This is a genomic window from Ruminococcus turbiniformis (assembly GCF_020687545.1).
GTDB classification, from domain to species: Bacteria; Bacillota; Clostridia; order Lachnospirales; family Lachnospiraceae; genus Mediterraneibacter; species Mediterraneibacter turbiniformis.
Window position 1 is genome coordinate 85,026 of the sequence record NZ_JAJEQX010000002.1, and the last position, 19,711, is coordinate 104,736.

General features: G+C 48.9%; 25 protein-coding genes. 16 read left to right on the plus strand and 9 right to left on the minus strand.

What is annotated here, in order from left to right:
- Positions 1-117 precede the first annotated feature (117 nt).
- The 13 genes from LKD70_RS01620 to rsfS all read left to right on the plus strand — a co-directional run bounded on the left by LKD70_RS01620 (position 118) and on the right by rsfS (position 10,304).
- A complete protein-coding gene (locus tag LKD70_RS01620; RefSeq protein WP_227706308.1) occupies positions 118-1,983 on the plus strand; it encodes a TIGR03960 family B12-binding radical SAM protein in 1,866 nt (621 codons plus the stop codon).
- Positions 1,967-2,680: a TIGR03936 family radical SAM-associated protein gene (locus LKD70_RS01625; protein ID WP_227706309.1), complete on the plus strand. Its 714-nt coding sequence runs from the start codon at positions 1,967-1,969 to the stop codon at positions 2,678-2,680. The genes LKD70_RS01620 and LKD70_RS01625 overlap by 17 nt, the downstream gene beginning before the upstream one ends.
- Entirely contained in the window at positions 2,677-3,906 is a 1,230-nt protein-coding gene (locus LKD70_RS01630) for a ribonuclease E/G (RefSeq protein ID WP_227706310.1), read from the plus strand. Before LKD70_RS01625 ends, LKD70_RS01630 begins: the two co-directional genes overlap by 4 nt.
- A 104-nt stretch (positions 3,907-4,010) precedes the next feature.
- Positions 4,011-5,330 carry an aspartate kinase gene (locus LKD70_RS01635; RefSeq protein WP_227706311.1) on the plus strand — a complete coding sequence of 440 codons (1,320 nt, stop codon included), beginning with the start codon at positions 4,011-4,013 and terminating at the stop codon, positions 5,328-5,330.
- A gap of 78 nt (positions 5,331-5,408) precedes the next feature.
- Entirely contained in the window at positions 5,409-5,828 is a 420-nt protein-coding gene (locus LKD70_RS01640; RefSeq protein WP_227706312.1) for a CBS domain-containing protein, read from the plus strand.
- A gap of 109 nt (positions 5,829-5,937) precedes the next feature.
- On the plus strand, positions 5,938-6,246 hold the full coding sequence (rplU, locus tag LKD70_RS01645) for a 50S ribosomal protein L21 (RefSeq protein ID WP_227706313.1): 309 nt from the start codon (positions 5,938-5,940) through the stop codon (positions 6,244-6,246).
- A gap of 8 nt (positions 6,247-6,254) precedes the next feature.
- Positions 6,255-6,587, plus strand: coding sequence for a ribosomal-processing cysteine protease Prp (locus LKD70_RS01650; RefSeq protein WP_227706314.1), 333 nt, complete (start codon positions 6,255-6,257; stop codon positions 6,585-6,587).
- 5 nt (positions 6,588-6,592) lie between these two features.
- A complete protein-coding gene (rpmA, locus tag LKD70_RS01655; protein ID WP_227706315.1) occupies positions 6,593-6,877 on the plus strand; it encodes a 50S ribosomal protein L27 in 285 nt (94 codons plus the stop codon).
- A gap of 106 nt (positions 6,878-6,983) precedes the next feature.
- The gene (obgE, locus tag LKD70_RS01660) at positions 6,984-8,267 is read left to right on the plus strand and encodes a GTPase ObgE (protein ID WP_227706316.1); all 1,284 of its coding nucleotides are present in this window, start codon (positions 6,984-6,986) and stop codon (positions 8,265-8,267) included.
- 64 nt (positions 8,268-8,331) lie between these two features.
- Positions 8,332-8,625 (plus strand): ribosome assembly RNA-binding protein YhbY, encoded by a 294-nt coding sequence (gene yhbY, locus LKD70_RS01665; RefSeq protein ID WP_227706317.1) that lies wholly within the window; start codon positions 8,332-8,334, stop codon positions 8,623-8,625.
- Positions 8,626-8,693: 68 nt separating this feature from the next.
- Positions 8,694-9,311 (plus strand): nicotinate-nucleotide adenylyltransferase, encoded by a 618-nt coding sequence (gene nadD / locus LKD70_RS01670; RefSeq protein WP_227706318.1) that lies wholly within the window; start codon positions 8,694-8,696, stop codon positions 9,309-9,311.
- Complete coding sequence (gene yqeK / locus LKD70_RS01675; protein ID WP_227706319.1) at positions 9,308-9,874, plus strand: bis(5'-nucleosyl)-tetraphosphatase (symmetrical) YqeK; 567 nt, start codon at positions 9,308-9,310, stop codon at positions 9,872-9,874. The genes nadD and yqeK overlap by 4 nt, the downstream gene beginning before the upstream one ends.
- A gap of 73 nt (positions 9,875-9,947) precedes the next feature.
- A complete protein-coding gene (gene rsfS, locus LKD70_RS01680) occupies positions 9,948-10,304 on the plus strand; it encodes a ribosome silencing factor (protein ID WP_227706320.1) in 357 nt (118 codons plus the stop codon).
- A 125-nt stretch (positions 10,305-10,429) separates the two neighbouring features.
- Here the strand turns inward: rsfS and lexA are convergent, their stop codons facing one another.
- Positions 10,430-11,047, minus strand: coding sequence for a transcriptional repressor LexA (gene lexA / locus LKD70_RS01685; protein ID WP_227706321.1), 618 nt, complete (start codon positions 11,045-11,047; stop codon positions 10,430-10,432).
- 301 nt (positions 11,048-11,348) lie between these two features.
- On the opposite strand from lexA, the gene LKD70_RS01690 reads away from it, so the two are divergent.
- Both LKD70_RS01690 and LKD70_RS01695 read left to right on the plus strand, forming a co-directional pair.
- Positions 11,349-11,762, plus strand: a complete 414-nt coding sequence (locus LKD70_RS01690; protein ID WP_227706322.1) for a LysM peptidoglycan-binding domain-containing protein — start codon at positions 11,349-11,351, stop codon at positions 11,760-11,762.
- Between the two features lie 300 nt (positions 11,763-12,062).
- Positions 12,063-13,187, plus strand: coding sequence for a tyrosine-type recombinase/integrase (locus tag LKD70_RS01695; RefSeq protein ID WP_227706323.1), 1,125 nt, complete (start codon positions 12,063-12,065; stop codon positions 13,185-13,187).
- 28 nt (positions 13,188-13,215) lie between these two features.
- Here LKD70_RS01695 and LKD70_RS01700 read toward each other — a convergent pair whose 3' ends face one another.
- Together LKD70_RS01700 and LKD70_RS01705 are read right to left on the minus strand one after the other, a co-directional pair.
- A complete protein-coding gene (locus LKD70_RS01700) occupies positions 13,216-13,701 on the minus strand; it encodes a hypothetical protein (protein WP_227706324.1) in 486 nt (161 codons plus the stop codon).
- The gene (locus tag LKD70_RS01705; protein ID WP_227706325.1) at positions 13,652-14,197 is read right to left on the minus strand and encodes a hypothetical protein; all 546 of its coding nucleotides are present in this window, start codon (positions 14,195-14,197) and stop codon (positions 13,652-13,654) included. Before LKD70_RS01705 ends, LKD70_RS01700 begins: the two co-directional genes overlap by 50 nt.
- 106 nt (positions 14,198-14,303) lie before the next feature.
- Between LKD70_RS01705 and LKD70_RS01710 the strand changes: the two genes are divergently transcribed.
- The gene (locus LKD70_RS01710) at positions 14,304-15,074 is read left to right on the plus strand and encodes a tRNA lysidine(34) synthetase (protein ID WP_227706326.1); all 771 of its coding nucleotides are present in this window, start codon (positions 14,304-14,306) and stop codon (positions 15,072-15,074) included.
- Positions 15,075-15,167: 93 nt separating this feature from the next.
- Here LKD70_RS01710 and LKD70_RS01715 read toward each other — a convergent pair whose 3' ends face one another.
- The 6 genes from LKD70_RS01715 to LKD70_RS01740 all read right to left on the minus strand — a co-directional run bounded on the left by LKD70_RS01715 (position 15,168) and on the right by LKD70_RS01740 (position 19,698).
- Positions 15,168-15,815 carry a cytidylate kinase-like family protein gene (locus LKD70_RS01715; RefSeq protein ID WP_227706327.1) on the minus strand — a complete coding sequence of 216 codons (648 nt, stop codon included), beginning with the start codon at positions 15,813-15,815 and terminating at the stop codon, positions 15,168-15,170.
- Positions 15,816-16,010: 195 nt separating this feature from the next.
- Positions 16,011-16,943, minus strand: a complete 933-nt coding sequence (locus LKD70_RS01720) for an RluA family pseudouridine synthase (protein WP_227706328.1) — start codon at positions 16,941-16,943, stop codon at positions 16,011-16,013.
- The gene (gene lspA / locus LKD70_RS01725; protein WP_227706329.1) at positions 16,940-17,491 is read right to left on the minus strand and encodes a signal peptidase II; all 552 of its coding nucleotides are present in this window, start codon (positions 17,489-17,491) and stop codon (positions 16,940-16,942) included. The genes LKD70_RS01720 and lspA overlap by 4 nt, the downstream gene beginning before the upstream one ends.
- Positions 17,492-17,575: 84 nt before the next feature.
- Positions 17,576-18,376: a YlmH family RNA-binding protein gene (locus LKD70_RS01730; RefSeq protein WP_227706330.1), complete on the minus strand. Its 801-nt coding sequence runs from the start codon at positions 18,374-18,376 to the stop codon at positions 17,576-17,578.
- 6 nt (positions 18,377-18,382) lie between these two features.
- Positions 18,383-18,925, minus strand: coding sequence for a cell division protein SepF (locus LKD70_RS01735; RefSeq protein WP_227706331.1), 543 nt, complete (start codon positions 18,923-18,925; stop codon positions 18,383-18,385).
- Positions 18,926-18,999: 74 nt separating this feature from the next.
- Entirely contained in the window at positions 19,000-19,698 is a 699-nt protein-coding gene (locus tag LKD70_RS01740; protein WP_227706332.1) for a YggS family pyridoxal phosphate-dependent enzyme, read from the minus strand.
- Positions 19,699-19,711: the final 13 nt, after the last annotated feature.

Below are 19,711 nucleotides of genomic sequence, written 5' to 3' on the forward strand. Positions count from 1 at the left end.
GATCAGTCTGGATTGACATACCATTCTCCTTTTTGTACAATGATATGGATTTATATTTTCCATTTGACGGCCAGGATATGACTGAATATCCGGAACGTATGAAAAGGGGTTTACTAAGTGAGAAAACTAGCATTAACTGATGAAATATTATTAAATATCGAGAAGCCTGCCCGTTATATCGGCGGAGAGGTGAATTCCGTACAAAAAGATAAAAATAAAGTGGACATCCGTTTCGCCATGTGTTTTCCCGATACCTACGAAATCGGCATGTCCCATCTGGGGATCCAGATCCTCTACGACATGTTCAACCGCCGTGACGACGTCTGGTGCGAGCGTGTCTACTCCCCGTGGACAGACATGGACAAAGTGATGAGAGAGAAGCAGATCCCGCTCTTTGCCCTGGAGTCGCAGGAGCCGGTGCGCTCCTTTGACTTTCTGGGAATCACGATCCAGTTTGAGATGTGCTATACGAATATTCTTCAGATCCTCGACTTAAGCGGGATTCCGCTGCATGCCAAAGACAGGACCGACGAAGATCCCTTCGTGATCGGAGGGGGGCCCTGCGCGTACAATCCGGAGCCGCTGGCGGAATTTTTCGATCTCTTTTATATCGGAGAAGGCGAGACCGTCTACGACGAGCTTTTTGACTCCTACAAAGAGTGGAAGAGAAGCGGGGAACCGAGAGTCCGTTTCCTGGAGCGTGCCGCTCAGATTGAAGGGATCTATGTGCCTGCGTTTTACGATGCCGAGTACAAAGAGGACGGCACACTGTTGTCCTTTACCCCGAACAATCCGCATGCACCCAAGAAGGTGCGCAAACAGGCGGTAATGAACGTCACAGACGCCCCCTACCCGATGAAGCCCGTTGCCCCGTTTATCAAGGCTACCCAGGACCGGGTTGTTCTCGAAATCCAGAGGGGGTGTATCCGGGGCTGCCGTTTCTGCCAGGCCGGAATGATCTACCGCCCTACAAGAGAGCGGAATGTGGAGCGGTTAAAAGAGTACGCGCGGACCATGCTCATAAACACAGGACATGAGGAGATCTCCTTAAGTTCCTTAAGTTCCAGCGATTACTCTGATTTAAAAGAGCTTGTGAACTTCCTGATCGATGAGTTTAAGGACAAAGGGATCAATATCTCCCTTCCGTCCCTGCGTATCGACGCCTTCTCCCTGGACGTAATGAGCAAGGTGCAGGATATCCGAAAAAGCAGTCTGACGTTCGCCCCGGAGGCGGGCTCTCAGCGGATGAGAAACGTCATAAACAAAGGGCTGACTGAGGAGGACATCATCAACGGAGCCGGACAGGCGTTCGAGGGTGGATGGAGCAAGGTGAAGCTCTACTTCATGCTCGGCCTGCCGACGGAAACCGAGGAGGACATGCGGGAGATCGCCCGCTTATCCGACCGGGTGGCGAGACGGTATTACGAGATCCCGAAAGAGCAGAGAAACGGGAAGTGCCAGATCACGGCCAGCTCCTCCTTCTTTGTTCCAAAGCCCTTCACGCCCTTCCAGTGGGCCTCCATGTATCCGTCCGAGGAGTACATGAGACGCGCCCACATTGTGCGGGATGAATTTCAGGCTCAGTTAAACAGAAAGAGCTTAAAATACAACTGGCATGACGAGCGCGGGACCGTTCTCGAGGGCGTCATGGCAAGAGGCGACCGGAACGTCGGTAAAGTGATTGAGGAGGCATACCGTCTGGGCTGCCTGTTCGACTCGTGGACGGAGACATTCCGCTATGATCTCTGGATGAAAGCATTCGAGAACACCGGCGTGGACATTGCATTTTACAACTTGAGGGAAAGAGAGCGGGATGAGCTTTTCCCGTGGGATTTTATTGATATTGGCGTGAGCCGTTCCTTCCTTTTAAAGGAGTGGGACAGGGCAATGGCAGCAGAAGTCACGCCAAACTGCCGCATGCAGTGTTCCGGATGCGGCGCCGCGTCATTTGGAGGAGGTGTCTGCTATGAAGGCAAGAATTAAATTCAGAAAATACGGTGTCCTTCGCTTTATCGGACACCTGGACGTGATGCGCTATTTTCAGAAGGTGATGCGGAGAGCTGATATTCCGATCGCCTTCACCGGGGGATACAGCCCTCATATGATCATGTCTTTCGCCAGCCCGCTCGGCATCGGGCTTACAAGCGACGGAGAATACTTTGACATCGAGCTTGCCGCTCCTGTGAACTCCTCGGACGCAGTGCGCCGCATGAACGAGGCAGGCGTGGAGGGAATCGAAGTGTTAAGCTTCCGCAGAATTTCCGACGAGAAAAAGATGACCGGAATGACGATTCTGGCAGCAGCGGATTACCTCATCACTCTGAGAGATGACTGTCCCGAAACGGCGGAGCTTCCTGACTTTTCGCGCTTCGCTGCCTTTATGGGGCAGCAGGAGATCCGTATCGTCAAGCAGACAAAAAGAAGTGAGAGAGAAGTCGATATCCGTCCCCTTATCTATGACTGGGAAGTCCGCCCTGACGGCGTGTTCTTAAAGCTTGCCGCGGGAAGTTCGGAAAACGTAAAACCGGATCTTGTCATGGAGGCGTTCTGCCGGTATCTGGACATTCCGGCGGACCTTTCCCATTTCCGCTGGCACCGCCTGGAAATGTACGCGGACATGGGAAAAGACGGCGAACGCAGCCTGGTGACACTGGAAGACCTGGGAGAGGATATTCAATGAAGCGAAAGATACTGATCGAACAGACAGCCGGACAGATCCGGACCTTTTTTCTTGAAAACGACGACATCGCGGAGATTCACTGTGCAGACGCAGGCTCCGGAGAGAAGAGAGCGCATCTTCTCGGCGACATTTATATCGGAAAGGTAAAAAATATTGTCCCGGATATCGGCGCGGCTTTTATCGAGATTGCGCCCGGCGTCAACTGCTACTTTGACGTAAAAGACGCAGAACACGCAATATTCACAACTAAGATCGGGAAAAAACCGCTCTGTATCGGTGATGAACTGGCTGTGCAGATCAGCAAGGAGGCCGTAAAGACAAAGTCTCCCACCGTCACCGCAAATTTAAGCTTCACCGGAAGATACGCGGTACTCACGCACGGGAACACACGCATCGGCGTTTCCTCCAAAATCCCGAAGAAAATCAGGGATGAATATAAGGATAAGCTGAAAGGATACCAGAATGACCGGTTCGGGATCATCGTGCGCACGAACGCGAAAGACATCCCGTTCCAGATGGTTCTGGACGAGATCGAAAGTCTGCGCTCCGAGTATGAGCGGCTTTCCTCAGCCGCGCCTTCCCGCGTCTGCTACACCTGTTTGAAATCCGCGCCGCCTTCCTATATCTCGGATCTGAAAAATGTATATATGGAAGGAATGGAAGAGATCATCGTCGAAGGCGCTGCTCTGTATGAAGATATCTGCGCCTACTTTGAGTCTGAACTGCCGTCAAAGAAATCGCTTTTAAGACTTTATGACAACCCTGCTTTTCCGCTTCGGAAAATGTACAGTACGGATATTGCCCTGGAGAAAGCGCTCCGGGAAAAAGTCTGGCTTAAAAACGGCGGCTATCTGATCATCCAGCCTACAGAGGCGCTCACCGTGATCGACGTAAACTCCGGGAAGGGAACCGGACACGGGAAAAGCGAGGCGGCCGTACTGAAGATGAACCTGGAGGCGGCACGGGAGTCCGCACGGCAGATCCGTCTTCGGAATCTGTCCGGAATTATTATCATTGATTTTATCAATCTGGAAGAGAAGGAGAATGTAGACCTTCTCCTGCACGAGTTCCGGGCCAGGCTCTCAGAGGACCCGATTCAGACAAATCTGATCGACATCACGCCGCTGAATCTTGTAGAGGTGACGCGGAAGAAAGTCCACCGGCCTCTCCATGAGCAGGTGAAAGGCGAAGTTTTTCATTTACAACAGCCCGGCAACGCGTTATAATAGGGAATCGAGAGTGCGGCGTCCGCAGAAAATACGCCGCGAACATGTTGCGAAAAGCCCTTCTTAAAAAGGGCTTTCTATAAAAAGGAGACAGGAGATAAGGAATGAAAAAGGTTGTAAAATTTGGCGGCAGTTCCCTTGCCAGCGCGGAACAGTTTAAAAAGGTCGGCGAGATCATCCGTGAGGACGAGACCAGAAGATATGTTGTTCCGTCCGCACCGGGAAAGAGATTTTCCGATGACACGAAAGTAACGGACATGCTGTACGCGTGCTACGCGTCTGCGGAAAAAGGAGAAGATTTCTCAGAACAGCTTGCGAATATCAAGAAGAGATATGAAGAGATCATCGACGGGCTGGGCTTAAACTTCTCCCTTGATGCTGATTTTGAGACGATCCGCGAGAATTTTGAGAAAAAGGCAGGACGTGACTATGCGGCTTCCCGCGGAGAGTATTTAAACGGAAAGGTTATGGCAGCCTACCTGGACTTTGAGTTCGTAGATGCGGCCGAAGGCGTCCGCTTCAACGAGGACGGCTCTTTTAATGAGGAAGAGACAGACCGTCTTCTCGCCAAAAGACTGGAAGGACTGGAATATGCGGTTGTGCCCGGATTCTACGGTGCGAAAGCGGACGGCACGGTCGTGACCTTCTCCCGCGGCGGTTCTGACATCACGGGGTCTCTCGTGGCGCTTGCCGTACACGCGGACCTCTATGAGAACTGGACGGACGTGTCCGGATTCCTGATCGCGGATCCCCGCATCGTGAAAAACCCGAAGTCCATCGAGACGATCACCTACAAAGAGCTTCGAGAGCTCTCCTACATGGGTGCCAGCGTGCTTCATGAGGACGCGATCTTCCCGGTCAGAAAAGAGGGAATCCCGATCAACATCCGCAATACGAACGCACCCCAGGACAAGGGAACGCTGATCGTGGAGAGCACATGCCGCCAGCCGAGATACACAATCACCGGTATCGCAGGCACAGACGGATTTGCCGCAATCACAGTGGAAAAGGCGATGATGAACTCCGAGATCGGATTCTGCCGCAAAGTGCTTCAGGTATTCGAGGACAACGGCGTGTCCATCGAGCATATGCCGTCCGGCATTGACACAATGTCGATCTTCGTCAACAAGGATACGTTTGAGGCGAAAGAGCAGAAGATTCTCTCAGACATCAACAAGGCGGTTCACCCGGACCATATCGAGCTTGAGTCCGGTCTTGCGCTGATCGCCATTGTGGGACGGGGCATGAAGTCCACGCGAGGAACAGCGGGAAGAATCTTCTCCGCACTGGCCCACGCCCACATCAATGTCAAGATGATCGACCAGGGATCAAGTGAGCTCAACATCATCGTCGGAGTCAGACACGAAGACTTCAAGGACGCAATCCGCGCCCTGTACGAGATTTTTGTTCTCACACAGCTTTAAATCTCAGGCAGTAAACCTTTACTGCGGATAATAATTTACTATAATCTACGAAAGATAATAAGAAAGGCAGTACAAAAGATGAACATCCTTTTCTTTCTGAAGCCCAAAAGCGAAGTCGCCTGCGTATATGATTACGGGACGCTCCGCCAGGTGCTTGAAACGATGGAGTACCACAAATATGCCTCCATCCCGATGCTGAACAGAGAGGGAGAATATGTCGGGACAATCACGGAGGGTGATCTGCTCTGGGGCATCAAGCGGTACACGAACCTGAACCTGAAGCAGGCAGAAAATATTTTCATCAGTGACTTTCCGCGGAAAGCGGACTACGAGGCAGTATCCGTTGATTCGGATATGGAGGATCTGATCCAGAAATCCATGAACCAGAACTTTGTTCCTGTTGTTGACGACCAGAAGAAATTCATCGGAATCGTCACCCGAAAAAGCATTATCGAATACTGCTACGAAAAGCTGAAAAAAATGCCGGAATCCTATTGACGAAAGGAAAGCCGGTATGGTATATTACAATAGTATGCCGCACAATGAGGTTTAAGTTCTGTATTCACAGACACCGTAATTGGCGAGTAATGATAATAGGAGGTGCCATATGTACGCGATTATAGCAACAGGTGGTAAACAGTACAAGGTAGCTGAAGGCGATATCATTAAAGTGGAGAAACTTGGGGTTGAAGCCGGAGAGACTTATACATTCGACCAGGTGCTTGCAGTCAGCAATGACAAGCTGGTTGTCGGCAATCCGACTGTTGAAGGTGCAACAGTTACGGCTTCTGTAGTCGGCAACGGCAAAGCAAGAAAAGTTGTCGTTTACAAGTATAAGAGAAAAACTGGATACCATAAGAAAAACGGTCACAGACAGCAGTACACAGCTGTGAAGATCGACAAGATCAACGCGTAAGCGGCCGTATGATCAGGGTAACCATTTATAAGACCAGACGGCAGGAGCATGCAGGGTTTGATATCTCAGGACATGCAGGGTACGATGATTCCGGAAAGGATATCGTCTGTGCCGCTGTCTCGGCTCTCGTGATCAACGCTCTCAATTCCATTGAGGCTTTCACGGACGATGAGACAGACCGCATTGTCGACGAGGATACCGGAAGCATCACTTTCCGTTTTCGGAAAAGCCCTTCCCATGATGCCGCTCTATTGCTGGATTCCATGATTCTTGGTCTGGAAGAGATCGAGTCCGGCAGTGAATACGAATCATACATCGACATAATTTTCAAGGAGGTGTGAGTACCATGGTGAAAATGAATCTTCAGTTTTTTGCTCACAAAAAGGGAGTTGGTTCTACAAAGAACGGACGTGACTCCGAGGCGAAGAGACTGGGCGCGAAGAGAGCAGACGGACAGTTTGTAAAGGCTGGAAACATCCTGTACAGACAGCGCGGAACAAAGATTCACCCGGGCGTTAATGTTGGACGCGGCGGTGACGACACTCTGTTCGCACTTGTAGACGGTGTTGTAAGATATGAGAGAAAAGGCAGAGACAAGAAGCAGGTTTCTATCTATCCGGTAGCTGAATAATCAGGCTGCGGCTTTCATTCAGCCGGAATTTTCACTCGCATAACAGGCAGTACCAGGCCCCAGACTTTTGTCTGGGGCTTTTATCAAACAGAAAAAAGGAGCAGTTATGTTTGCAGACAGAGCAAAAATCTATATCCGTTCCGGTAAGGGCGGAGACGGACACTGTAGTTTCAGAAGAGAGCTGTACGTCCCCAACGGCGGTCCTGACGGCGGCGACGGCGGCCGGGGCGGCGACCTGATTTTTGAGATCGACGAGGGACTCAACACCCTCTCTGACTACCGCCACAGAAGAAAATATGCGGCCGGCGACGGTGAGCCGGGCGGAAAGAGGCGCTGTCACGGAAAAGACGGGAAGGATCTGGTGCTCTATGTACCGGAAGGAACAGTGATAAAAGAGGCGGTAAGCGGCAAGGTGATCGCTGACATGTCCGGAGACAACCGCCGCCAGATCGTCTTAAAGGGCGGAAAAGGAGGACTCGGAAACCAGCATTTCGCCACCGCAACCATGCAGGTGCCGAAATACGCTCAGCCGGGACAGCCTGCCCGCGAACTCGAGGTAAATCTGGAGCTGAAAGTCATCGCGGACGTCGGTCTCATCGGCTTCCCGAACGTCGGAAAATCGACGCTTCTTTCCAGAGTTACGAACGCAGACCCGAAGATTGCCAACTATCATTTCACCACACTGAACCCGAATCTCGGAGTGGTGGATCTGGAAGGCGCGAATGGATTTGTCATGGCGGACATCCCCGGACTGATCGAGGGAGCATCCGAGGGTGTCGGACTGGGGCATGAGTTCCTGCGTCATATCGAGCGCACAAAACTGATGATCCATGTAGTGGACGCAGCCGGGACAGAGGGACGCGATCCTGTGGATGACATCTACAAGATCAATGCGGAACTTGAGGCGTACAACCCTGAGATCGCAAAGCGTCCCCAGGTGATCGCAGCCAACAAGACCGACCTGATCTATGAGCCGGAGGAGGATCCCGTCGAGCGTCTGAAAAAGGAGTTTGAACCGAAAGGAATCCGTGTGTTCCCCATCTCCGGTGCAACGGGGAAGGGAATTCAGGAACTTCTCTATTATGTGAGCGCAGAGCTTGACAAAACAGACCGCACTCCCGTAGTATTTGAACAGGAGTATTTCCCGGAAGACGAGCTGATCTACGAGGAACTTCCATATACTGTGACCGTGGAAGACGGCGTGTATGTCGTCGAGGGTCCGAAGATCGAGAAGATGCTCGGATACACGAACCTGGATTCCGAGAAGGGATTCGCTTTCTTCCAGAAATTCTTAAAAGAAACCGGTATCCTGGACGATCTGGAGGCAAAAGGCATTCAGGAAGGCGACACAGTCCGCATGTACGGGCTGCAGTTCGACTATTACAAGTAAGCTGCTGACACGGCGGCTGCAGCAGCCATAAGAAAGCAGCCAAAAGAAGAAGAGGAGAGAAGAGATGACAACAAAGCAGAGGGCGTATTTAAAGAGCCTTGCAATGACGATGGAACCCATCTTTCAGGTGGGAAAATCAAGCATGACTCCCGGGCTTACGGAGGCGATCTCAGAGGCGCTTGAGGCGCGTGAGCTGATCAAAATCAGCGTTCTGAAAAACTGCGCAGACGATCCGAGAGAGCTTGCGGAGATCATATCCGAACGCACACGTTCCCAGGTCGTTCAGGTAATCGGAAAGAAGATCGTGCTCTACAGAGAGGGAAAGGACGATAAGAAGAAGATCCTTCTTCCCCTGTAACACGAATGATTGAACCGGGGAATTTAAAAAGACAGAAACAGACAGAAATAAAAGACAGGAATCATTGTATGAAGATAGGAATTATGGGCGGCACTTTTGACCCCATCCATATCGGGCATCTACTGCTCGGGGAATTTGCCTATGAAGAGTTTGCGCTGGATGAGATCTGGTTTCTCCCAAACGGCAATCCCCCGCACAAGACGACGGATGAGTCCAGAGTATCCCTGAATCATCGAATTGAAATGGTAAAGCTGGCAACAGCGGACATCCCGTATTTTCGCGTGAATCTGTACGAGGCGCAGACAGAGAGGCATTCCTACACTTACAGCACGCTTCAGGCTTTTCACGAGCTCTATCCCGGAAATGAGTTCTATTTCATACTCGGCGCGGATTCCCTCTTTTCCATCGAGCAGTGGATGTGTTTCCGGGAGATCTTCCCGGCCTGCACAATCCTGGCCGCGATGCGGGATGACAAGGACGCGGGACAGATGAAAGAGCAGATCCGGTACTTAAGTGAGACTTACGGGGCGAAGATCCGTCTTCTTCAGGCTCCTCTCGTTGAGATTTCATCAACGACAATCCGCCGCCGCGTATCTCGTAACTTAAGCGTCCGCTACATGGTTCCGGACCAGGTGGCAGGGTATATCAACATCAACGATCTGTACAGGGAGGAGACAGAATTATGACGGAGGAACTCAGAACAATCCAGAAAGAGCTCTCCAAAAAACTGAAAAAAGAGCGGTACGAGCACACCATCGGGGTAATGTACACCGCAGCCTCACTTGCCATGTGCTATGGATGCGATATCGGGAAAGCACTGACAGCCGGACTGCTGCATGACTGCGGAAAATTCTGCTCCGCGAAAGAGCAGATCCGCCTTTGTGAAAAATACCGGATTAAACTTACAGATTCTGAGCTTGCCATGCCTGCGCTCATACATGCGAAACTCGGAGCATATCTGGCCGGACACGAGTACGGCGTCACAGATCCGGAGATTTTAAACGCAATCACCTACCATACGACAGGCAGACCGGATATGACGCTTCTCGAAAAAATCATTTATATCGCCGACTACATGGAACCGAACCGGAAAGAGATACCCGGGCTGTCCGAAATCCGCAGTATGGTATTTCACGACATTGACAGAGCAGTATACCTCTCCGCGCAAAGGACCGTGCGCTATCTCGAAGACGGCGGAAAAGCGGTGGATCCGATGACTGTCAGCACACGTGAGTTTTACAGAAAATAAATACAAAAATAAATGCAGCCGGAATACGAGAATATAAACAAAGCCGATAAATAAATATAAAGGAGGAAAACGTTTGAACCAGTCAAAGGAAATGGCACGCATCGCCTATGAGGCGCTTGCTGACAAAAAAGGAGAAGAGATCAAGATCATCGACATTACCGGTATCTCCGTCCTGGCAGACTATTTTATCATCGCGAACGGAAACAGCGACAGCCAGGTGAACGCACTTGTCGACAATGTGGAAGAGATGCTTCACAAGGCCGGATATCCGCTGAAACAGCGGGAAGGACACGCTTCATCGAGCTGGGTGCTTCTCGACTTCGGCGATATCATTGTCCATGTATTTGATAAGGAGAACCGGCTTTTCTATGATCTGGAGAGAATCTGGAAAGACGGAAAAGACATCAGTATAGACGATCTGAAAAACTGAAAAATCTTCGAATAAAAACTGCTAAAAACTGCAGTCTGATTACACCACACATCAGACTGCAGTTTTTTACATCCTGCCTGCTTATTTTCTGTCTGCTTATCTGCCCGCTTAGCTTATCTGCCTGCTTATTTGAAGAAACGCATCACACCGATTACCCTGCCGAGTATGGTAACATCCTTTACGATAATCGGGTCCATATAGTCGTTCTCCGGCTGAAGACGGAATACACCTTCCTCTCTGTAAAATGTCTTGACCGTCGCCCCGTCATCGACCATGGCAGCGACCATGTCGCCGTTTGAAGCAGTGTTCCCTTCCTCAATCAGAACAAAATCTCCGTCCAGAATCCCGGCGTTGATCATGCTTTCCCCTTTTACCCTCAGGAGAAACGTATTCTTGTTCGGCAGCTTTTCAACCGGAATAGGGAAGTAGTCCTCGATATTTTCCTGCGCCAGTATGGGCTGTCCCGCAGCGATCTGTCCGAGAATCGGAACATTCGTCATCTCCCGGCGTGTCAGCGCAAAAGAATCGTCCAGTATCTCTATCGCACGGGGCTTTGTCGGATCGCGGTGAATATAGCCGTTTCGCTCCAGCGTCTCCAGGTGGGCATGTACCGAAGATGTGGACTTTAAATTCACCGCCTCGCAGATCTCGCGCACTGCGGGCGGAAAGCCCCTTTTCAATATCTGATCCTTAATATATTCAAGGATTTCTTCCTGCTTTTTGCTTATCTTACCAGTAGCCATTCGTTCCCTCCGCTTTTTATTCTTTCAATATAGTACCACAGAGAAATTGAAAAATCAATGAAACCGCGAAAATATGTTCGATTTTCCCATTGACAAACGTATGTTCGTGTTATATAATCTGATTATCGAACAACTGTTCTTTCGAATATTTGTTCGTTCAGTTGAATACTTGTATACAATTTTATTTTGTCGTCTGCATACCGCAGATGTGGAGTTTCACAGTCGGCAAAACAGCATGACAGTGCCTGTAATGCCGATATAAGCCGATATAATCAGCAATCCGGGGGAAAGGGGAATCATTATGAGAAACAGGAGAGATATGAGAAGAGAAGTAACTGGAACAAGATACAGCAGTACCGAAAGAGCCGTAAGCCGTACCCATGTCACACGAAGTTTCCGCCGGATTTTTGCGGGAATGTTTCTTGTACTTTGCGCGTGCTTAAGCTTTGGAGCGTTCCTTGTACACGCCCAGGGAAAAAATTCCGGATTTGCTTCAGAATACACCTGTTACACAAGCATTGTGATCCAGCCCGGAGATTCTCTCTGGAGCATTTCAAAAAAAGCGCTTACAGCGTCTCCGGAGGAATCCGGTGCGGCCGTAACTGTAACAGATGCAGATATCACAGAATACACCGCATTCCTTATGGACATTAACGATCTGGCGTCAGATCAGATCCATGCCGGCCAGAATCTGATTGTCGCATACAGAGAATAGACAGAGGACAGATAGTCTAAAATGCTTACACATACACAATAACCCGGTATCAATATACATCCCTATGTATTGATATATACACTCCAGAAACGGCCGAAGCAAACCTCTTGTGATGGGGCAGCCTGCTTCGGCCGTTTGCACATACACTTCAATCTATACGACAAATACCGATTTTTCCAAAAGATCTGGACTAAAAAGCCGCAATATGCTAAGATATACCTGTAAATACGGCAAAATGTTAAAAACAGCACGTAAATCATATCAATAATAATCAACAGAAATAACAAGAGGTAACTGAAAATGACACAGAAAAAAGATATTCCACCGGATACAGGCACTGCAGAAAACACAGAAAACACCGGAACGGGAAACACCAGGACATATCATGAACAGAAATACATCGACAATACACTGAGGCTTCGTTCCATCTTAAAAACGCTGCCTCCGTTTGCCCGTGATTATTTCCGGGCGGTTGAACCGACGACATCCGCGCGGACACGGATCTCATATGCCTATGACATCCGTGTGTTTTTTCATTTTCTTATGGAGAATAACCCGGTTTACAAAGACTACACAATAGACCGGTTTACACTTCAGGATCTGGAGCGCCTGGAGCCCGTTGATATCGAGGAATACCAGGAATACCTGAAAGTATATGACAATGAAGACAACAAGCAGATCACAAACACGGAAAAAGGACTTGCAAGGAAAATGTCCGCGCTCAGAAGCTTCTACGGTTATTTCTACAAAAGGCAGGCAATCACGAAAAATCCGACGCTTCTTGTGGATATGCCTAAACTTCACGAAAAAGCGATCATCCGCCTTGATACGGATGAGGTCGCGAAACTGCTTGACTACGTGGACCACGGCGGAGACAATCTGACCGGACAGAGAAAGGCATACTATGAAAAGACAAAAAACCGGGATCTGGCGATCCTCACTCTTCTGCTAGGCACCGGCATTCGTGTGTCCGAATGCGTAGGCCTTGACATTCAGGATGTGGACTTTAACAACAACGGCATAAAAGTCACGCGCAAGGGCGGAAATGAAATGGTTGTGTACTTCGGTGAGGAGGTTGAAAACGCGCTCAAAACTTACCTTTATACGACCAGAAAGAACACCGTGCCCCTTCCCGGACACGAAAACGCCCTCTTCCTCTCCACCCAGCGCAGGAGAATGGGGGTACAGGCTGTGGAGAATATGGTGAAAAAATATGCCCGTGAAGTCACGCCGAACAAAAAAATCACGCCCCACAAGCTTCGCAGTACTTACGGAACAGCGCTCTACAGAGAAACCGGGGATATCTATCTTGTAGCAGATGTACTCGGACACAAGGATGTAAACACTACAAAAAAGCACTACGCAGCCATCGACGAAAACAGACGGCGAAAAGCCGCCGGCGCAGTGAAACTCCGCGAAAGCTGAAAGGGCTGTCTAAAGGCCCCGGAAGGGCTTACTTTTCTTTTTTCTGTCTTCCTTCCTGTTCTCGCAGGAGAACAAATGTATAAAGCCTGGACAGGTTTCTCGCGTACTGAAGCATAAGCAGGGAGAGCTCCGGCTCTTCCTCTATGTATCTTTTATAGCGGATTCCTTCTATGCTGCCTGACTTCTTTTCCTTTTTCAGCTGCAGCATCTCCTGTATCTGGTTGAGCACGTAATCGGTATAGTAAATATAACTCTCCATTGTCCTGCGCGCGTCTGCCTGACGCTTTTTGTGTTTAACCTGGAAAAACATCTGCTGAATCTCGGAAGCCATACACCATGTGATACTCAGTATCTCCGTGAAATATATCTCTTCCTCCTCACTTTCGGCAATCTTCCCGATATCCTCCCTGATCTGTGCGTGTACCATGTGATATTGGATCTGTGCATCACAGATTCGCCAGTAATCAAGCTGCTTTCCGCTCCGTTCCCGGCTGCTCCGGCTTCCTCGTGACAAATGAGTACAGCGGCACCGCGGCAAGAACGCAGAGACAGCACAGCGCCATCGCGGCGAACTGAGTAAGGAACCCCTCCCAGTCCACCGGCATCATCTGCATAAATGTAAACGTCATCAGCGAAGAAAAATATCCGAGCTGGTTAAATGCAGATGCCTTTGAAAAAATAAGCCAGAACGGAACCGTCAGATTCAGGATAAGGCAGAGGGCAAGGTTCCATGTGGCAGTAAAGGCAAGCACAAGGAGAAAAAGCTGCTGGGCCGCAATATACACAAGCGTTCCCGGTCTTGTCTTTTTCCTGTAATTCACCTGGAAGATCAGCGTCCCGAGCGAGACAACCATCGTATATTCCATTCCGAACAGAAAGATGACTGTATAGAACATGACAAGAAAGAACACGATAACCGGAAGCGCCTGCATAAACTGATGCAGCACACTCTCAGCCCTGTCCTGAAACTGCGGTAGTTTTACCTGTTCTCTGCGATTCATGAACTTCACGAAAATGCCTCCTGTAACTATATAATATCTTGTAATTGCGTGAATTTCTCTGTATAATATACAAATGGCCTTTGCCATCCATACTACTGGAAAGGAAGTTATCACCATGCAGCTGCAGCGTTTATTAAGCTATACCCGCAAAGCCGTTGATGAATATGATATGATACAAAAGGGCGACCATATTGCAGTCGGTATCTCCGGCGGCAAAGACAGTCTCACCCTTCTGTATGCTCTGCACGGACTCAGGCGTTTCTATCCTCAGGAGTTCAAACTGAGCGCCATTACAGTTGATCTCGGATTTCCTGATTTCGACCTCACCCCGATACACAGTCTCTGCCGCGAACTTGACGTGCCGTATACGGTTATAAAGTCAGATATCTATGATATCCTTTTTCATGTGAGAAAGGAGACCAATCCGTGTTCCCTGTGCGCGAAAATGCGCAAAGGCGCCCTGAATCAGGCAGTAAAAGAGATGGGGTGCAACAAAGTCGCATATGCTCACCACAAAGACGACATCATCGAAACCATGCTCCTGTCACTGATTTTTGAGGGAAGGTTTCATTCCTTCTCGCCGAAAACCTACCTGGACCGGATGGATCTGACCGTCATCCGCCCGCTTATGTTTGTAGATGAGATGGATGTGATCGGCTTTAAAAACAAATACAGCCTCCCTGTCGTTAAAAGCAGTTGTCCCGTCGACGGACATACAAAAAGACAGTACGCCAAAGAACTGTTAAAACAGCTCAATACCGAACATCCCGGAGCGAGAGAGCGCATGTTCCACGCCATCCTCTCGGGAAATATATCCGGCTGGCCGGAGCGCACGATCCGCCGTCCGAGGGAGCAGAAGGAAGAACAGAATAAAAACGGAAAATAAGGTGAAAGATCTCCCGGTATACGAAAGGCATATGCCTTTTTGTTTATCGGGAGATTCTCATTTCAGTTATTCAATTTGTCCGCTATTTGTACGTTACACGCGGCGTTTTTCGCTGCTGATGCTCTCTTTGAGCTTCACATAATTGATAATCGCCTGTGCAGTTCCGTCAATTCCGAGCTCTGAACTCGTAAGGCAGAGCTCATAGCTCTCTGCATCTGACCACTTCTTGTTCGTATAGTAGTTATAATAGCTTGAGCGGCTTTTGTCAGTTTTAATAATCCGGTCTTTCGCCTTTGCGTCCGTAAGATCATAGATTCTCGCAATCCTTCTGATCCTTGCTTCCATACTCGCATGGATAAATACACTGACAACGTTTTTATAGGATTCCAGTGCATAGTCTGCGCAGCGCCCTACGAGAATGCACGGCCCCTCATCGGCAATCTTTTTGATCGCATCAAACTGTGCCAGGAATACCTTGTGATTTATCGGCATGTCTGTATATGTATTTCCGGAGTACCCCATGGAATACGTGTCCATCACAAGGGAATAGAGGAAACTGTTCGTCGGTTTTTCGTCGTGTGTCTCAAAAATCTCTTCACAGATCCCGCTCTCCTTTGCCGCACGTGCAAGCATCTCTTTGTCATACAGTTTAATACCGAATTCTTCGGCTACCTTGTATCCAATCTCTCTGCCTGCGCTTCCATATTCGCGCCCGATCGTAATAATAGTGTTTGTCTTCATTATGCCACTCTCCTTTACGTCATACTGTGATTTTGCATAAAAAATATGCCAGTCATCACATACCATATGAGTATTATAACGAAAATTAACGTTTATTACAATCCGTATTTACAATTTATTTGAACTCCGGTCATTCCTTCACAGAATCTTTACATCTGAAGACGTTCAGAATTTTTACATCCGCAGGCAGACCTGTCACATCCGCAGACGTTTGAGAAGCTCCGAGAAATACTCGGGGAGCGGCGCGTCAAATTCCATATATTCTCCGGATGATGGATGACGGATTCCCAGAATCTTTGCGTGAAGAGTCTGTCCCTGAAGGCGGAACGGACACCTGGACGGCCCGTAAACCGGATCTCCCAGAACCGGATGACCCACGGAAGCCATATGCACCCTGATCTGATGGGTGCGGCCCGTCTCCAGTTCGCACTCAATATATGTGTAATTTCCAAACCGTTCGAGCACTCTGTAATGAGTCACGGCTCTGCGGCCGTTAGGCGCCTTTGTGCTCATCTTTTTCCGGTCCGTCGGATGCCGTCCGATGGGGGCGTCTACAGTGCCCTCATCCTCTTTGATATTTCCGCACACAACCGCGTGGTAGCGCCTAGTGATCGCATGTTCCTTCAGCGCCTCCGCCATAATCTGATGGGCCCGGTCGTTTTTGCAGATCAGAAGCGCTCCTGTTGTATCCATATCAATCCGGTGAACAATTCCGGGACGCATGACTCCGTTGATGCCCGAAAGGCGGTCTCCGCAGTGATACATGACCGCATTGACAAGCGTATGGCTGTAATGCCCCGGAGCAGGGTGAACGACCATACCTTTCGGTTTGTTCACGACAAGAATATCGTCATCCTCATACAGAATGTCAAGAGGAATATCCTCCGGAAGAATATCCGGCACTTCCGACTCCGGTATCCGGATCAGCACCTCATCTCCGTCAGAGACTTTGTAACTTGCTTTTACCGTCTTTCCGTTTACGCTTATATGTCCCTCTTTCAGCAGCTTCTGAAGATAAGAGCGTGAAATATCGCTCAGTCTGTCGCTTAAAAATCTGTCAATCCTATCCCCGGAGCATTCCGCCCTCAATGAAATTTCTTCGTTAACCGCTTCCGTTTCCGGAGTCATTTTCTCTCCTCCTGTTTCTTCGCAGAAAGGAAACGGAAATCATCTTCCTCTCTGTAATAAAAGAAAATCAGCAGTGCAAACAAAATACACGCTATAACAACATAACAGTCCGCCACATTAAAAATCGGAAAATCAATCAGCCTGAAATAAAAGAAATCAATCACGTAGTTAAGCCGCAGACGGTCAATCGCATTTCCGGCAGCTCCCGCGCACAGAAGCACCGCACAGAACCGAAGCGGCAGATACCGCCGGGTAAGCGGCATTTTGTGATAGAGGAACAGCAGTACAAACACTATGATAAAGGTGGCTATCACAAAAACGTACTGCCTATTCTGCATAATACCGAACGCAGCTCCCCTGTTCTCGAGATAGCGGAGCTCAAACACTCCGTTAATCAGCACAAACGGCTCCTTATCCTTCAGAAAAAGAACCGCAAAATATTTCGTTACCTGATCAAGCACGATCAGTATCACTGCAGCAGTCAGAGCCAGAACGCCGAAAAGAATCTCTTTCTTCCTTTCCTCTCTGCGCACCCTATTCTGTTCCATCTTCATGTCCTTCCTTTATTTTATATTTATTTTATCATGCCTATACGCGCTATATATTATATATTGATTCGTTTCTTCTTCCGGTCAGACATAGCGGCGGAGAACAACTGAAATTCTGTTTTTTCTCGTTTTTCCGCCTGTCTCCTGATATCGGAACTTTCCCATTCCGCGAACAGAAATCACGTCCCCTTCCTCCGGCTGATATCCATTGCTCGTTATCAGCCGGCCATTGACATACACTTTTCCGCCTTCAATCAGACCTGTCAGCCTGGATCTGGACGAAGAGAACCCAAGGGCGAGAAGAGTGTCGAGACGCACGGATGCCACAGTTCCCCTCACTTCCTCGTATTCCGGTGAATAATCGATCAGCCCGGCTGAAAGCAGCTCCGCCTTCACTGAAGTATGTCTCACCCGTGTCAGCTCATCCATCACAAGGCCTGCCATATCTCTGTGTAGAAATACGACGGCACCTTCCCTGTCAGTCAGAATGTCTCCCGTCTTGCACCGCTCAATCCCGAGGTTTAAAATCGCCCCCAGATAATCCCTGTGGGTGAGTTCTTCCGCGAACTTCCGGTTCAGCGGCGCAATCCTTACAGCGGAAAACGGATACTCCGTATAATCGAGAGGATCCGAGCTTTTCCCCCAACGCAAATAAAGAGCATCAGGGATAAATGCCGCCATCTGACGCTCTGCCAATTCATAGCCGCCAAAAGAAACTACCCTCGTATACAGTGTGTCTTTTGGCAGCGTATGCAAAATATTCTGTTCATTCAGATTCAGAAAATCCGTGTAGGTGATAATATCCCTCTGAAACGCTGTCCTGGAAAGCTCGGCAAAACGCTTTTCCAGAAGCTTTTCATCCTTTTCCTGACTGTTTTTCTGCATGCCGGATCAATATCTTCCCTTCACGCTCGGCGTCTCCATGGAATTGCCGAGAAGATCCTGAAGATCACCGGAAATATCGACATTCGTCGGTGTCACAAGGAATATGTAATTGGAAATCTTCTGAAGGTTTCCGCTGATTGCAAATGTTGCGCCGGAGATAAAATCAATGATTCTCTGAGCGATCTCAAGATCCATTCCCTCAAGATTCAGTATCACAGTACGTCCGGAAAGCAGCGTCTCCGTAATCTCTCTTGAGTCGTCCACGGATGTCGGCTTTACGACACATACTTCCATATTTCCGCCTTTTCTTGCAGCAGGCTGTCTCATCGGAGTAACTTTGCTGCTCTGAGCCGGCTGGAATTTCTTGTCTTCTTCTATCTCAAAATCATCGAAATTATCTTCTTTGGAATTCTTCTTTCCGAACAGAGAACGGCGATGCGGTTTATCCTCATAGTCATCGTCATAATACTCGTCGTCATCGTAGAATTCATCATCATAATCATCGTCGTTCAGCTTCATAATGTCCAGAAATTTATCAAATACACCCATTTTTACACTCCTATCCCGTGCACTTTTCCTTGATGTAATGCACTTATTATTATCTCATACTTTCCTTCCAGAGATCAGGCCTGGACACCGTAATCCCTGGCACCAAAGATTCCGGTTCCGATACGGACCATTGTAGCCCCTTCCTCGATCGCAACCTCATAATCGTTGGTCATCCCCATTGAAAGTATGCTCACAGTACCATTATCAATGTTTTTCTCCTTAATGTCAACATATAATTTATGTAAATCCTTGAAAATTGTGCGATTTTTCTCGGGATTTTCAACAAAAGGTGCAATTGTCATAAGTCCTCTGACAGTCACATGAGAAAACTGTGCAATCTGCCCCATAAGCGGAATCACTTCCTCCATTTTCAGGCCGAATTTGCTCTCTTCCTCAGCAACATTTACTTCCAGCAGTATGTCAGATATTACGCCTCTCTTGGCGGATTCTTTCTCGATTGTCTCTGCAAGCTTCAGGGAATCTACCGAATGGATCAGTTTCACTTTGCCGACAATATATTTCACCTTGTTTGTCTGAAGATGACCGATCATATGCCAGTCAATATCGCCGGGCAGCGCCTCATACTTATCACGGATCTCCTGTACCTTGTTTTCGCCGAATATGCGGACACCCAGGTCATACGCCTCCTTCAGCATCTCCACAGGTTTCGTCTTGCTCACGGCAATCAGCGTGACCTCACTGCGGTCCCTTCCCGCCCTTCTGCAGGCTGCCTGTATCCTCTCCTCTACTTCTTCCAGATTTTCTTTCAGCACGTTAAAGTCCCCT